10 protein-coding genes are annotated in these 12,967 nt (G+C 72.9%); 7 read left to right on the top strand and 3 right to left on the bottom strand.

Annotated features, from left to right (window positions below):
• Positions 1-330 precede the first annotated feature (330 nt).
• From mutA to OG627_RS30650, 4 genes are read left to right on the top strand one after another with little or no spacing between them, the layout of a single operon-like run.
• On the top strand, positions 331-2,220 hold the full coding sequence (gene mutA / locus OG627_RS30635) for a methylmalonyl-CoA mutase small subunit (RefSeq protein ID WP_329070620.1): 1,890 nt from the start codon (positions 331-333) through the stop codon (positions 2,218-2,220).
• Positions 2,220-4,487 (top strand): methylmalonyl-CoA mutase, encoded by a 2,268-nt coding sequence (scpA, locus tag OG627_RS30640; RefSeq protein ID WP_329070622.1) that lies wholly within the window; start codon positions 2,220-2,222, stop codon positions 4,485-4,487. Before mutA ends, scpA begins: the two co-directional genes overlap by 1 nt.
• Before the next feature lie 4 nt (positions 4,488-4,491).
• Entirely contained in the window at positions 4,492-5,520 is a 1,029-nt protein-coding gene (meaB, locus tag OG627_RS30645; RefSeq protein WP_329070625.1) for a methylmalonyl Co-A mutase-associated GTPase MeaB, read from the top strand.
• Positions 5,521-5,566: 46 nt separating this feature from the next.
• Positions 5,567-6,637: an enoyl-CoA hydratase/isomerase family protein gene (locus OG627_RS30650; protein ID WP_329070627.1), complete on the top strand. Its 1,071-nt coding sequence runs from the start codon at positions 5,567-5,569 to the stop codon at positions 6,635-6,637.
• A 30-nt stretch (positions 6,638-6,667) separates the two neighbouring features.
• Here OG627_RS30650 and OG627_RS30655 read toward each other — a convergent pair whose 3' ends face one another.
• Positions 6,668-7,402, bottom strand: coding sequence for a TVP38/TMEM64 family protein (locus OG627_RS30655; RefSeq protein ID WP_329070629.1), 735 nt, complete (start codon positions 7,400-7,402; stop codon positions 6,668-6,670).
• Positions 7,403-7,780: 378 nt separating this feature from the next.
• Between OG627_RS30655 and tuf the strand changes: the two genes are divergently transcribed.
• Both tuf and OG627_RS30665 read left to right on the top strand, forming a co-directional pair.
• The gene (gene tuf / locus OG627_RS30660; RefSeq protein WP_329070631.1) at positions 7,781-8,950 is read left to right on the top strand and encodes an elongation factor Tu; all 1,170 of its coding nucleotides are present in this window, start codon (positions 7,781-7,783) and stop codon (positions 8,948-8,950) included.
• A 108-nt stretch (positions 8,951-9,058) separates the two neighbouring features.
• The gene (locus tag OG627_RS30665) at positions 9,059-9,904 is read left to right on the top strand and encodes a spermidine synthase (protein ID WP_329070633.1); all 846 of its coding nucleotides are present in this window, start codon (positions 9,059-9,061) and stop codon (positions 9,902-9,904) included.
• Here the strand turns inward: OG627_RS30665 and OG627_RS30670 are convergent.
• Positions 9,866-11,197: an MFS transporter gene (locus tag OG627_RS30670; RefSeq protein WP_443073568.1), complete on the bottom strand. Its 1,332-nt coding sequence runs from the start codon at positions 11,195-11,197 to the stop codon at positions 9,866-9,868. The two genes, OG627_RS30665 and OG627_RS30670, sit on opposite strands and share 39 nt — an antisense overlap.
• 67 nt (positions 11,198-11,264) lie before the next feature.
• Entirely contained in the window at positions 11,265-12,380 is a 1,116-nt protein-coding gene (locus tag OG627_RS30675; RefSeq protein ID WP_329070635.1) for a hypothetical protein, read from the bottom strand.
• A gap of 93 nt (positions 12,381-12,473) precedes the next feature.
• Here OG627_RS30675 and OG627_RS30680 point away from each other — a divergent pair, with 93 nt between their 5' ends.
• The gene (locus OG627_RS30680) at positions 12,474-12,926 is read left to right on the top strand and encodes a DUF4442 domain-containing protein (protein WP_329070637.1); all 453 of its coding nucleotides are present in this window, start codon (positions 12,474-12,476) and stop codon (positions 12,924-12,926) included.
• The last annotated feature ends 41 nt before the right edge of the window (positions 12,927-12,967 follow it).

Below are 12,967 nucleotides of genomic sequence, written 5' to 3' on the forward strand. Positions count from 1 at the left end.
CCGATGTGATGGCGGTCACGTTTTGGGCAGGGGAAGCGTAGCGCTCGAGGGTTACGGGACGGTGGCACACACCTGAACGCCATGGGGTCCCACTAGGGGGTTCCCCTGATCCGGCGGCCCGCGCCGCACGGGCCGCCGACGGGTCGGGGCCCGCGCCGCGCTGGTGACACGCCCGGCCCGGCCCGGCCCGCACCGGGACCGCCCACCCCCCTATCCCGACCCCTGCCGCACGGCGCGCCGCGGGCGCTACCGCGCGGGTTTTCCGGCGAGTTGTAGGTCACAGCGACGCGCCCTGCTGCGCCGTGTTCCGGCTGCCCTAACATCTGGGCCATGACGGTCCTGCCTGATGACGGGCTATCCCTGGCAGCAGAGTTCCCCGACGCGACCCGAGAACAGTGGCAGAGCCTGGTGTCAGGCGTGCTGCGCAAGTCCGGCCGGGACGTCGAAGGTCCGGCCGCCGAGGAGGCACTCTCCACGAAGCTTCAGGACGGGATGGTCACCCGTCCGCTGTACACCGCCGACGACATTGCCGACGACGCCTCGGCCGCGCCCGGATATCCCGGCTTCGCACCCTTCACCCGGGGCGGCAGGCCGGAGGGGAGCGCGGTCACCGGCTGGGACGTACGCCAGCGCCACGCGGGCACCGACCCGGCGCGCGTCAACGAGGCCGTGCTCGCCGATCTGGAGACCGGCGTCACCTCCCTGTGGCTGGCCGTCGGCGACGCCGGTGTGCCGGTGTCCGCACTGTCCACCGTGCTCGACGGGGTCTATCTCGACCTGGCGCCCGTCGCCCTTGACGCCGGTGCGGAATTCGCCCCCGCCGCACGCGAGTTGCTCCGGCTCTACGACGAGCGCGGCGTCCCCCGCCATGCCGCGCACGGCACCCTCGGCGCCGACCCGGTCGGCCAACTCGCCCGTACGGGACGGGAGAACGCCGATGCCACCGGCAGCGCCGCCGAACTCGCCGCGCTCTGCGCCCGGGAGTACCCCGGCCTGCGCGCCATCGCCGTGGACGCCCTGCCCTACCACGACGCCGGCGCCTCCGACGCGCAGGAACTGGGCTGCTCCCTGGCGACCGGCGTCGGCTGGCTGCGCGACCTCACCGACGCCGGGCTCTCCGTCGAAGACGCCTGCGGACAGCTCGAATTCCGCTACGCCGCCACCGCCGACCAGTTCCTCACGATCGCCAAACTCCGCGCCGCGAGAAGGCTCTGGGCCCGCGTCGCCGAGGTCTGCGGCGCGCCCGCCGCCGTCGCAGCGCAGCGCCAGCACGCGGTGACCTCGGCGGTGATGATGACCCGCCGCGACCCCTGGGTGAACATGCTGCGCACCACGGTCGCCTCGCTGGCCGCCGGGGTGGGCGGCGCCGACGCCGTCACCGTACTGCCCTTCGACCACGCGCTCGGGCTGTCCGACGCCTTCGCCCGCAGGATCGCCCGCAACACCTCCACCATCCTGCTGGAGGAGTCCCACCTCGGCCGGGTCATCGACCCGGCGGGCGGCTCCTGGTACGTGGAGCGGCTCACCGATGAACTCGCCCACGCGGCCTGGGCATGGTTCCAGGAGATCGAACGCGCCGGCGGCCAGCGCGCCGCCCTGCGCGCGGGCCTCGTCGGCGAACGGCTCGCGGCCACCTGGGCCGAGCGCTCCGGCAAGCTGGCCAGCCGCCGCGAACCCATCACCGGCGTCAGCGAGTTCCCCCAGCTCGCCCAGGCCCCCGTCGAGCGCGAGGCGGCCCCAGCGCCACCGGGCGGCGGACTGCCGTCCGTCCACCGCGACGACGCCTACGAGGCGCTGCGCGCCCGCTCCGACGCCCATCTCGCGGCCACCGGCGCCCGCCCCCGGGTCTTCCTCGCCGCGCTCGGACCCGCCGCCGCCCACACGGCGCGCGCCGGGTTCGCCGCCGGTCTCTTCCAGGCCGGTGGGATCGAACCCGTACACGACCCGGTGACCGTCGACGCGGACACCGCCGCCGACGCCTTCACCCGCAGCGGCGCCACCGTCGCCTGCCTCTGTTCCAGCGACGCGCTCTACGCCGAGGGCGCGGCGCCCGTCGCCGAAGCCCTCAAGTCGGCAGGTGCGCTGAGGGTGTTCCTCGCCGGCAAGCCGGGCGACCAACGCGATACGTACCTACGGGCCGGAGTCGACGAGTTCGTCGTCGCGGGCGGCGACGCGATCGCCGTCCTCACCTCCGTCCTCGACCGGATGGGAGTGGCGTGATGCGGATTCCGGACTTCACCGAGATCGGACCGGGCTCCGGCGACAGCGCCGGAACCACCGAGGACCAGTGGCGCGGCGCCCTCAAGGAACACACCGGCAGGAGCGACCACGAGCTGTTCTGGGACACCCCCGAGGGCATCGCCGTCAAGCCGCTCTACACCGAACGCGACCTGGCGGGCCTCGACTTCCTCGGAACGTACCCCGGCATCGCGCCGTATCTGCGCGGCCCGTACCCCACGATGTACGTCAACCAGCCCTGGACCATCCGGCAGTACGCCGGGTTCTCCACCGCCGAGGAGTCCAACGCCTTCTACCGGCGCAACCTCGCCGCCGGGCAGAAGGGCCTCTCGGTCGCCTTCGACCTGCCCACCCACCGCGGTTACGACAGCGACCACCCCCGGGTGACCGGCGACGTCGGCATGGCGGGCGTGGCCATCGACTCGATCTACGACATGCGCCAGCTGTTCGACGGCATCCCGCTCGACCGGATGAGCGTGTCGATGACGATGAACGGGGCCGTGCTCCCCGTACTCGCCCTCTACATCGTGGCCGCCGAGGAGCAGGGCGTACCGCCCGAGAAGCTGGCCGGGACCATCCAGAACGACATCCTCAAGGAGTTCATGGTCCGCAACACCTACATCTATCCGCCGAAACCCTCGATGCGGATCATCTCCGACATCTTCGCCTACACCTCGCGGAAGATGCCGCGCTACAACTCCATCTCCATCTCCGGTTATCACATCCAGGAGGCGGGGGCGACGGCCGATCTGGAGCTGGCGTACACCCTCGCCGACGGTGTCGAGTATCTGCGCGCCGGACTCGGCGCCGGACTCGACGTGGACGCCTTCGCGCCCCGGCTCTCCTTCTTCTGGGCCATCGGCATGAACTTCTTCATGGAGATCGCCAAACTCCGCGCCGCCCGGCTGCTGTGGGCCAAGCTCGTCAAGAAGTTCGACCCGCAGAACGCCAAGTCGCTCTCGCTGCGCACCCATTCACAGACCTCCGGCTGGTCCCTCACCGCGCAGGACGTCTTCAACAACGTCACCCGCACCTGCGTGGAGGCCATGGCGGCCACCCAGGGGCACACGCAGTCGCTGCACACCAACGCCCTCGACGAGGCGCTCGCCCTGCCCACCGACTTCTCCGCCCGCATCGCCCGCAACACCCAGCTGCTCATCCAGCAGGAGTCGGGAACCTGCCGCGTCACCGACCCCTGGGGCGGCAGCGCGTACGTGGAGAAGCTCACCTACGACCTCGCCCGGCGCGCCTGGCAGCACATCGAGGAGGTCGAGGCGGCGGGCGGCATGGCCAAGGCCATCGACGCCGGAATCCCCAAACTCCGCGTCGAGGAGGCGGCGGCCCGCACCCAGGCGCGGATCGACTCCGGACGCCAGCCCGTCATCGGCGTCAACAAGTACCGCGTCGAGACCGACGAGAAGATCGACGTGCTCAAGGTCGACAACTCCGCCGTACGCGTCCAGCAGATCGAGAAGCTGCGCAGGCTGCGCGCCGAACGCGACGAGGGCGCCTGCCTGCAGGCGCTGGACGCCCTCACCGCCGCGGCCGAGGCGGGACCCGGCCCCGGGCTCGACGGCAATCTGCTCGGCCTCGCCGTGGACGCGGCCCGCGCCAAGGCCACCGTCGGCGAGATCTCCGACGCCCTGGAGAAGGTGTACGGGCGCCACTCGGGACAGATCCGTACCATCTCCGGTGTGTACCGCCACGAAGCAGGCAGCTCCCCGGCCGTCGACCGCACCCGCGCCGCCGTCGACGAGTTCGAACGCGCCGAGGGCCGCAGGCCGCGCATCCTGGTCGCCAAGATGGGCCAGGACGGCCACGACCGGGGCCAGAAGGTCATCGCCACCGCCTTCGCCGACCTGGGCTTCGACGTCGACGTCGGCCCGCTCTTCCAGACGCCGGACGAAGTGGCGCGGCAGGCGGTCGAGGCCGACGCGCACATCGTCGGCGTCTCGTCCCTGGCCGCCGGGCACCTCACCCTCGTACCGGCGCTGCGCGAGCGGCTCGCCGCCGAGGGACGGGAGGACATCATGATCGTCGTCGGCGGGGTGATCCCGCCCCAGGACGTCCCCACGCTGCTGGAGATGGGGGCGGCGGCCGTCTTCCCGCCCGGCACGGTGATTCCGGACGCGGCCGGGGACCTGCTGACCGCGCTCTCGGCCGCACTGGGCCACGACGACGTGACGGGCGACGACGTGACGGGCGACGACGGGGCCGACGAGTCCGCCGCTCCCGGCACCGAGCGGTGAGCGCGTGCCGCCCCGTATCGACCTCGACAGCTACGCGAAGGGCGTCCTGGACGGCTCGCGCTCGTACATCGCGCGCGCCGTCACCCTCGTGGAGTCCACCCGCCCCGACCACCGCCGGCTCGCCCAGCGGCTGCTGACCGAGCTGCTGCCGTACTCGGGCAGGGCCCGCAGGATCGGCATCAGCGGGGTCCCCGGCGTCGGCAAGTCCACCTTCATCGACGCGCTGGGCACCCTGCTGACCGGTCTCGGCCACCGCGTCGCCGTCCTGGCCGTCGACCCGTCCTCCAGCAGGACCGGCGGCTCCATCCTCGGCGACAAGACCCGGATGGAGCGCCTCGCGGTCGACCCGGCCGCCTTCGTCAGGCCCTCGCCGACGGCGGGCACGCTGGGCGGGGTGGCCAAGGCGACCCGCGAGACCATCATCGTGATGGAGGCCGCCGGATACGACGTGGTGCTCGTCGAGACCGTCGGCGTCGGACAGTCCGAGACGGCCGTCGCCAACATGGTCGACTCCTTCCTCCTGCTCACGCTCGCCCGCACCGGCGACCAGCTCCAGGGCATCAAGAAGGGCGTCCTCGAACTGGCCGACGTCATCGCCGTCAACAAGGCCGACGGTCCGCACGAACGCGACGCCAGGTCCGCCGCGCGCGAACTCGCGGGCGCGCTGCGGCTGATGCACCCGGTCGACGCGGCCTGGACACCCCCCGTGCTCAGTTGCAGCGCGCGCGAGGGCAGCGGGCTCGACACGGTCTGGGCCCGGCTGGAACAGCACCGCGAGATCCTCGAAGCGGACGGCCGCCTCGCGCGCAAGCGCGGCGACCAGCAGGTCGACTGGGTCTGGACCATGGTCCGCGACCACCTCCTGGACCTGCTGGGCCACCATCCGGGAGTGCGGGAGCTGGCGCCCGCGCTGGAACGGGAGGTACGGGACGGGAAGCTGACCGCGACGACGGCCGCGGAGCGGCTGATCGGAGCGCTCGCGCTGCCGCCCCTGCCCCCGGACCCGCGCTCGGCCCCGGGCAGAACCCGGTAGGCCGTTGCCGGGACCGCGCGCACACGGACCGCGCATACTGGGCCGCATGATCCACGACGACGCACCCGTGCTGTTGACGAGGGCGGGCGGTACGGCCCGTATCACCCTCAACCGTCCGCGCGCCCTCAACGCGCTCACCCCGCCCATGGTGGAGGCCATCGACCTGGCCCTCACCGCGTGGGAACGGGACGACGGCGTCACGGCCGTCGTCCTGACCGGCGCGGGCGAACGCGGTCTGTGCGCCGGAGGCGACATCCGGCTGATCCACGAGGAGGCCCGCACCGGCGGCGACGGCTCCGCCACGGCCGCCTTCTGGCGCGGCGAATACCGGCTCAACGCCCGGATCGCCCGCTACCCCAAGCCGTACGTCGCGCTGATGGACGGCATCGTCATGGGCGGCGGAGTCGGCGTGTCCGCCCACGGCGACATCCGGATCGTCACCGAGCGGTCGGCCGTCGCCATGCCCGAGACCGGCATCGGCCTCGTCCCCGACGTCGGCGGCACCCGGCTGCTCTCCCGCGCCCCCGGCGAACTCGGCACCCACCTCGCCCTCACCGGACGGACCGTCGGCGCGGCGGACGCCATCCTGTGCGGGCTCGCCGATCACTTCGTACCGTCGGCACAACTGCCCGCCCTGACGGCCGCGCTGGCCGGACCCGAGGTGCGGGACGCCGACGCCGTACGGGAGACGGTACGGCGGTACGCGGCCGAGGCGCCGCGGGGGCCGCTCGGCGCGGACCGCGCCTGGATCGACGCCTGTTACGCCGCCGACTCGGTGGAGGAGATCGTCGAGCGGCTGCTCGGCAGCGGGCGACAGCCCGCGAAGGACACCGCGCACATGCTGTCGACGCGCTCGCCCACCGCCCTCAAGGCCACCCTCGCCGCGCTGCGCCGGGCCCGGGGCCTGGCCACGCTGGAGGAGGTCCTCGACCAGGAGTACCGCTCCTCGTGCGCCGCGCTCACCTTCCCCGACCTGGTGGAGGGCATCCGCGCCCAGGTCGTCGACAAGGACCGCGCCCCGCGCTGGTCGCCCAAGGAGCTGACCGAGGTCACGGACGCCGACGTGGCGCGGTTCTTCGCCCGGCCGCCCGGCGGCGACCTCGGACTCGCTCCGTAGCGGACCCGGGCAGCCGGGAAAGCCCGGCACTCAGGAGAGGTGGTGGCGCTTGCGCCAGGCCACCACCGCCGCGCCCACGCCCGTGACCACGATGAACCCCGTCGCGCACAGGAACAGCGGGGAGGTCGGGGACGTCGCCCGGCTGCCCGCCACCACATAGGCCGCCGTGTTGGGCACCGAACCGAGCGCCGTCGCCACCAGGAACGGCACCCACCCCATCCGCGAGACCGCCGCGCAGTAGTTGGCCACCGCGAACGGCACACCGGGAAAGAGCCGGATCGCCAGCATCGACCGGAAACCGTGCCCGCTCAGCTGCCCGTCGGCCGCCCGCAGCCAGCGGCCCCGCAGCAGCGGACGCAGCGCCTCCTGCCCGAGCAGACGGCCGAGCCCGAAGGAGATCCCCGCCGCCAGCACCGTCCCCGCGAGCGCGGCGACCAGCCCGAACGCCGAACCGAAGAGGGCGCCGGCGGCGAGATTGAGCAGCGGACGCGGTACGAACGCCACCGCGCACAGCCCGTACGCCACGGCGAACACCACCACCGCCGCGCCCCCGCCCACCTGCGGCGGCCAGCCGTCGGCCAGCAGCCGCTGCGGCTCGTACAGCAGGACCAGCGAGGCCGCCGCCGCCAGCAGGGCCACCAGCAGGCCCAGCCGGAACCAGGGCGAGAGCAGCGCTCCGGAACAGCGGACGGCGAGGCCCGGAGCGGGAGGGACGACGGACTGGGCGACGGGCTCGGCGACGGACCCGGGGACGGTGTCGAGCATCCCGGGAGACTAGCCGACCCCGGTGAACACCGCCGCGTCCGGACGCGCACCGCCGCGAATACGTCGCCCGCCGCCGGAGACAGGACGCCCGAGCGGCCCAACCCGCCCCGCGGATAAAACCGTTCGACGCCGCGACCGCCGTGCGCCATGATCAGGGCATGTTCCGGTACGCCTTCCTCGCAGCGCCGTCCGCAGTCGCGGACGCGCCGAAGGCTGCCGCGTTCCTCGCAGCGGCACTCGTCGCGGCGGCAGCCGCGACAGCGCCCCTCGGCGGCGCCCGAAGCTGACCCTTCCCGGAACGTCCGGCGGACCCCGCAGGGGGAGGGTCGGCAAGGCTCAGGGGTCCCGCTCACGCTTCGAGCAACAGGGACAGCGATCATGCCCAAGACGGCATACGTACGCACCAAACCGCATCTCAACATCGGCACCATGGGCCATGTCGACCACGGCAAGACCACCCTGACCGCCGCCATCACCAAGGTCCTCAGCGACCGGGGGACCGGCACGTTCGTGCCGTTCGACCGGATCGACCGGGCCCCGGAGGAGGCCGCGCGCGGGATCACCATCAACATCTCGCACGTCGAGTACGAGACCGACACCCGCCACTACGCGCACGTCGACATGCCGGGCCACGCCGACTACATCAAGAACATGGTGACCGGCGCCGCCCAGCTCGACGGGGCGATCCTCGTCGTCTCCGCGCTCGACGGGATCATGCCGCAGACCGCCGAGCACGTCCTGCTCGCCCGCCAGGTCGGGGTCGACCACATCGTCGTGGCCCTGAACAAGGCCGATTCGGCCGACGACGAGCTGGCGGACCTGGTCGAGCTGGAGGTGCGCGAGCTGCTCACCGAGCACGGGTACGGGGGCGAGGCGGCCCCCGTCGTCCGGGTCTCCGGTCTGCGGGCGCTGGAGGGCGACCCGCGCTGGACCGGGGCCGTGGAGGCGCTGCTCGACGCCGTCGACACGTATGTGCCGATGCCCGTCAGGTACACGGACGCGCCGTTCCTGCTCCCGGTGGAGAACGTCCTCACCATCACCGGTCGCGGCACGGTCGTCACCGGCGCCGTCGAGCGCGGCTCGGTGCGCGTCGGCGACCGCGTGGAGGTGCTGGGCGCCGGCCAGGAGACGGTGGTGACCGGTCTGGAGACCTTCGGCAAGCCGATGGAGTCCGCCGAGGCGGGCGACAACGTCGCGCTGCTGCTGCGCGGCATGCCGCGTGACGCGGTCCGCCGCGGCCACGTGGTGGCGGCGCCGGGCAGCCTCGCGCCCAGCCGGCGCTTCACGGCGCGGGTCTATGTGCTCTCCGCGCGGGAGGGCGGCCGCACCACCCCGGTGACCAGCGGCTACCGGCCGCAGTTCTACATCCGTACGGCCGATGTCGTCGGCGACATCGACCTGGGCGAGGTGGCGGTCGCGCGCCCCGGCGACACGGTGGACCTCACCGTGGAGCTGGGCCGCGACATCCCGCTGGAGGCCGGGCTCGGCTTCGCGATCCGCGAGGGCGGCCGCACCGTCGGCGCCGGGACGGTCACCGGGCTGCTGTGACGCCCTGAGCGGCCCGTGCCCGCCCCCTTCCCCACCCGGGACAGGGGCGGGCACGGCGCAGGACCGGGTCCGGTCCGGCGCAGGTCCGGCACGGCGCACAATGGGGGCGTGAGCGAAGCGATCCCCGTCATCCGCGCCGTGGACCACGGCACCGCGAAGCTGCTGCCCGATGTGGACCGCGAGCGGGCCTGGCTGCTGACGGTCGACGGGGCGCCGCAGTCGTACGTCGACCTGGACGAGCCGGCGCACCTGGAGTTCGAGTACGTACGGCGCCTCGCGCACGTCGTCGACCTCGCCGCCGAGGAGGGCGAGCCGCTCACCGTCCTGCACCTCGGCGGCGGCGCGTTCACCCTGCCCCGCTACACCGCCGCCACCAGGCCCGGCTCGGCGCAGGACGTGGTGGAGGCCGACCACGGGCTGCTGGAGCTGGTCGCGGAACAGCTGCCGGTACCGGACTCCGCCGGGATCACCGCGCACGCGGCGGACGCCAGGAAGTGGCTGGAGGCCGCGCCGGACCATTCCGTGGACGTGCTGATCGGGGACGTCTTCGGCGGCTCGCGGATCCCGGCCCATCTCACCTCCGTCGAGTACGCCCGGCAGGCCGCGCGGGTGCTGCGCACGGGCGGTGTCTACGCGGCCAATCTCGCCGACGGGGCGCCCTTCGGCTTCCTCCGTTCCCAACTGGCCACCTTCGCCGCGGTCTTCCCCGAGGTGGCGCTCGTCGCCGAGCCGGGCGTCCTGCGCGGCCGGCGCTTCGGCAACGCGGTGCTGATCGCCTCGCACACCCCCGTCGACCTGCCGGCCCTGGCCCGGCGCACCGCCGCCGACGTCTTCCCCGCCCGCGTCGAACACGGCGCCGCGCTGCGGCGGTTCATCGGGGACGCGACGGCGGTACGGGACAGCGGCGCGGTGCCCTCACCCCGGCCGCCCGACGGCGCTTTCGGCATCGGCTGACACGGCGGGGGAGTCCGCCGGGCCGCCGGTGACCGGCTCCGTACGCAGGGTCATATTCCGTACGTCCGGGACGAACAGGACGGCGGCGGTCAGCAGCACGACCAGAGCCGCGCACCCCCACAGCGCGGAGGTACGTCCGAACGCGCTCTCGGCCGGCCCCGCCAGCGCGGTGGCCACCGGGATCATGCCGAACGAGCCGAACATGTCGTACGAGGCGACCCGCGACAGCTTCTCCTCGGGGATCTCCTGGTGGAGCGTGGTCATCCAGCAGATCCCGAAGACCTCGATCGACACCCCCGTCGCGAACATCATCACCACCAGTCCCGGGACCGGCAGCGGCACCGCGAGCCCGGCCGCCGGGAGGGCCAGCGCGAAGACCGACAGGGTGCCGGCGAGCAGCAGCCGGCGCGGGCGCCGGCGCACCATCACCAGCGCGCCGACGACGGTCCCTGCGCCGAACGCGGCGAGCGCCAGGCCCCAGGGTCCCGGGCCGCCCAGCTCCTCCTTGGCGACCACCGGGCCGTACACCGCCTCGGTGGCCACGACGACCGCGTTGACCACGGCGAACTGCACGACGATGGTCCACAGCCAGGACCTGCCGATGAACTCCCGCCATCCGTCGCGCAAGTCGGCGATCATGCCACCGCCGGGGGCGCGCGCCGGGATGTGGCCGACATCGAGGAAGGCGCGCAGCGCGCCGGCGACGAGGAAGGCCCCGGCGTCGATGGCCAGCACCCAGCCGGGTCCGAACACCGCGATGAGCGCGCCGCCCAGGGCGGCGCCGCCGATGCCTGCGCCGTGCGTGGCCATGCGGTAGAGGGCGAAGGCCCGGCCGGCCTGTTCGCCGCTGACGCTGGACATCAGCATGCCCTCGTTGGCCGGGCTGAAGAACGCCTGCCCCGTGCCGCCCAGCGCCGACAGCAGCATCATCTGCCACAGCCGGGGCTCGCCCGTCAGCACCAGCACGGCGAAAGCCGCCTGCGAGACGCAGTTGAGGGCGTTGGCCGCCACCATCACCCGGTGCCGGGGCAGCCGGTCGGCCAGGGCGCCGCCGACGAGCAGGAAGAGGACGAGCGGGACCGTACGGGCCGCCGCCACCAGCCCCACACCCCCCGCGCCGCCGCCGGTCTCCAGCACCGCGAACGCCGAGGCGATCAGCGCGCCCTGGCTGCCCAGATGGGTGGCGACCGCGGCGGCCGTCAGCAGGGTGTAGTTGCGGCGGCCGGGGCGCGGTCCCGGCCCGTTCCGAGGGGCAGTCTGCGGTTCGGTCTGCGGGTCGGTGGTGGAAGTCACCCGGGGACTCTTCCGCGTCCGCCCCCGGATGCCAACCGATTAAGACCGACCGGCACATGGAGTGCGGTCAGGAGGTGCTCCCGGACTCCCCCGCGAGCCGTACGGTGCTGAGGATCTTCTTGATCGTCGCGTCCGGCAGCTCGTCCGGCACGCTCGCGCTCGCGTACAGGATCCAGGTCTTGAAGTCGCCCTCGGCGGTGGCGAAGGAGAAGGCGAACGCCTTGCCGTCGGTGTCGCACTTGTTCTTCTTGGTGACCCCGACGGACTTGGCCTCGGCGAGGCTGCCCTTGAGACCCGACGTGGTCGTGTAGGGCTTGGCGGTGCCGACCTTTATCTTCTCCTTGAGGGCGCTCTTGGGCTCCTGCTGCGCGTACGGCGCCCAGGCCCAGTTGCCCGCCTCGTTCTGCGCGGCCTCCGTGGTGTTCTTCGCGCCCCTGGCCCCCTTGGTGCCCGAACCGGCGAGGCTCGTGTACTCCAGCTTGCCGTCCTTGTCCGTGTCCTGGGAGCACCACTCGGACTTGAAGTAGGTGGGCCCGGAGAAGGACACGACGGGCGAGCCGTCGCCCTTCGCCTCGTCCTCGAAGCCCGCTATGGTGTCCGGGTTGCTGACCTCCCACTCCGGCGGCACGTCGAACCGCGTCCCGTGCTTGGGGTTGGTCACCACCTTCCACCCCGCGATCTGCGGCTTGGCGGTGTTCGAGCCGTCCCTGGGGTTGTCCAGAGAGGGCGAGGCGCTCGGGTCCTCGGTGGCGGACGCGGAGGGCTTGGCGTCCCCCGCCGCCTTCTCACCGCCGCCGTCGTCCTTGTTCACCACGAAGTACGCGGTGCCGGCGGCGGCGACCACGACCACGGCCGCGGCGACGACCGCGATGACGGTCGTCTTCTTCCGGCCGTCGTCCTTCGTGGGACCGGGGCCGCCGGGCTGCCCCGGTACGGCGTACTGCGGCACCGTCGGCTGCTGGTACGGGTTGGGCTGTCCGTATCCCGGCTGCTGCTGCGGGTATCCGGGCTGCTGCTGGGTGCCCGGCTCCTGGGCCCCCGGCTGAGGGGGATACCCGGGCTGCTGCTGATAGCCGGGCTGCTGGTACGGATTCGGTTGCTGGTACCCCGGCTGCTGGTACGGATTGGAATTCGGGTCCTGCGGGTTCTGCTCGCCCCCGGGCGGCTGCTGTCCTGGCCACATGGCGAGTAACGATAGAGGGGCGCGCCCGTCCTGTGTCGGGCGGCCTGTCAGGGGATGGTCAAAAACTACTACCGACCGGTAACCTAGCGGCTCATGAGCGCTGAACAGATGACCGTCGGCGAGATGCTCGCCTCCACCGTTCCCATGGTCAGGACCCTCGGGCTGGAGCCAGTGGCGGCCAGTGCCGAGCGGGCCGTGTTCCGGCTGCCCGACCAGCCCGAATTCCACAACCACGTCGGCGGACCGCACGCCGGAGCCATGTTCACCCTCGCCGAGTCCGCCAGCGGCGCGATCGTCATCGCCGCCTTCGGCGACCAGCTCGGCCGCGCCGTCCCGCTCGCCGTATCGGCCGAGATCGGCTACCGCAAGCTCGCGAAGGGCGCCGTCACGGCCACCGCGACCCTGGGCCGCCCCGTCGCTGACGTGGTGGCCGAGCTGGACGCCGGCGAACGCCCCGAATTTCCCGTCGCCATCGACATCACCCGGGAGGACGGCGCGGTCTGCGCCGAGATGACCGTCGTATGGACCCTGCGGCCGCATTCCTGACCCCCGCGTCACTCCCGTGTTCCGGACGCTCCGGATTCCGG

Origin of the sequence: Streptomyces sp. NBC_01429, from assembly GCF_036231945.1 — a bacterium.
In the GTDB taxonomy this organism is placed as follows: Bacteria; Actinomycetota; Actinomycetes; order Streptomycetales; family Streptomycetaceae; genus Streptomyces.

What these genes read in the sequence shown, in the direction of transcription:
- mutA (WP_329070620.1), top strand. Translation starts at nt 331, where the DNA reads ATGACGGTCCTGCCTGATGACGGGCTATCCCTGGCAGCAGAGTTCCCC.
- scpA (WP_329070622.1), top strand. Translation starts at nt 2,220, where the DNA reads ATGCGGATTCCGGACTTCACCGAGATCGGACCGGGCTCCGGCGACAGC.
- OG627_RS30650 (WP_329070627.1), top strand. Translation starts at nt 5,567, where the DNA reads ATGATCCACGACGACGCACCCGTGCTGTTGACGAGGGCGGGCGGTACG.
- OG627_RS30655 (WP_329070629.1), bottom strand. Translation starts at nt 7,402, where the DNA reads ATGCTCGACACCGTCCCCGGGTCCGTCGCCGAGCCCGTCGCCCAGTCC.
- tuf (WP_329070631.1), top strand. Translation starts at nt 7,781, where the DNA reads ATGCCCAAGACGGCATACGTACGCACCAAACCGCATCTCAACATCGGC.
- OG627_RS30675 (WP_329070635.1), bottom strand. Translation starts at nt 12,380, where the DNA reads ATGTGGCCAGGACAGCAGCCGCCCGGGGGCGAGCAGAACCCGCAGGAC.
- OG627_RS30680 (WP_329070637.1), top strand. Translation starts at nt 12,474, where the DNA reads ATGAGCGCTGAACAGATGACCGTCGGCGAGATGCTCGCCTCCACCGTT.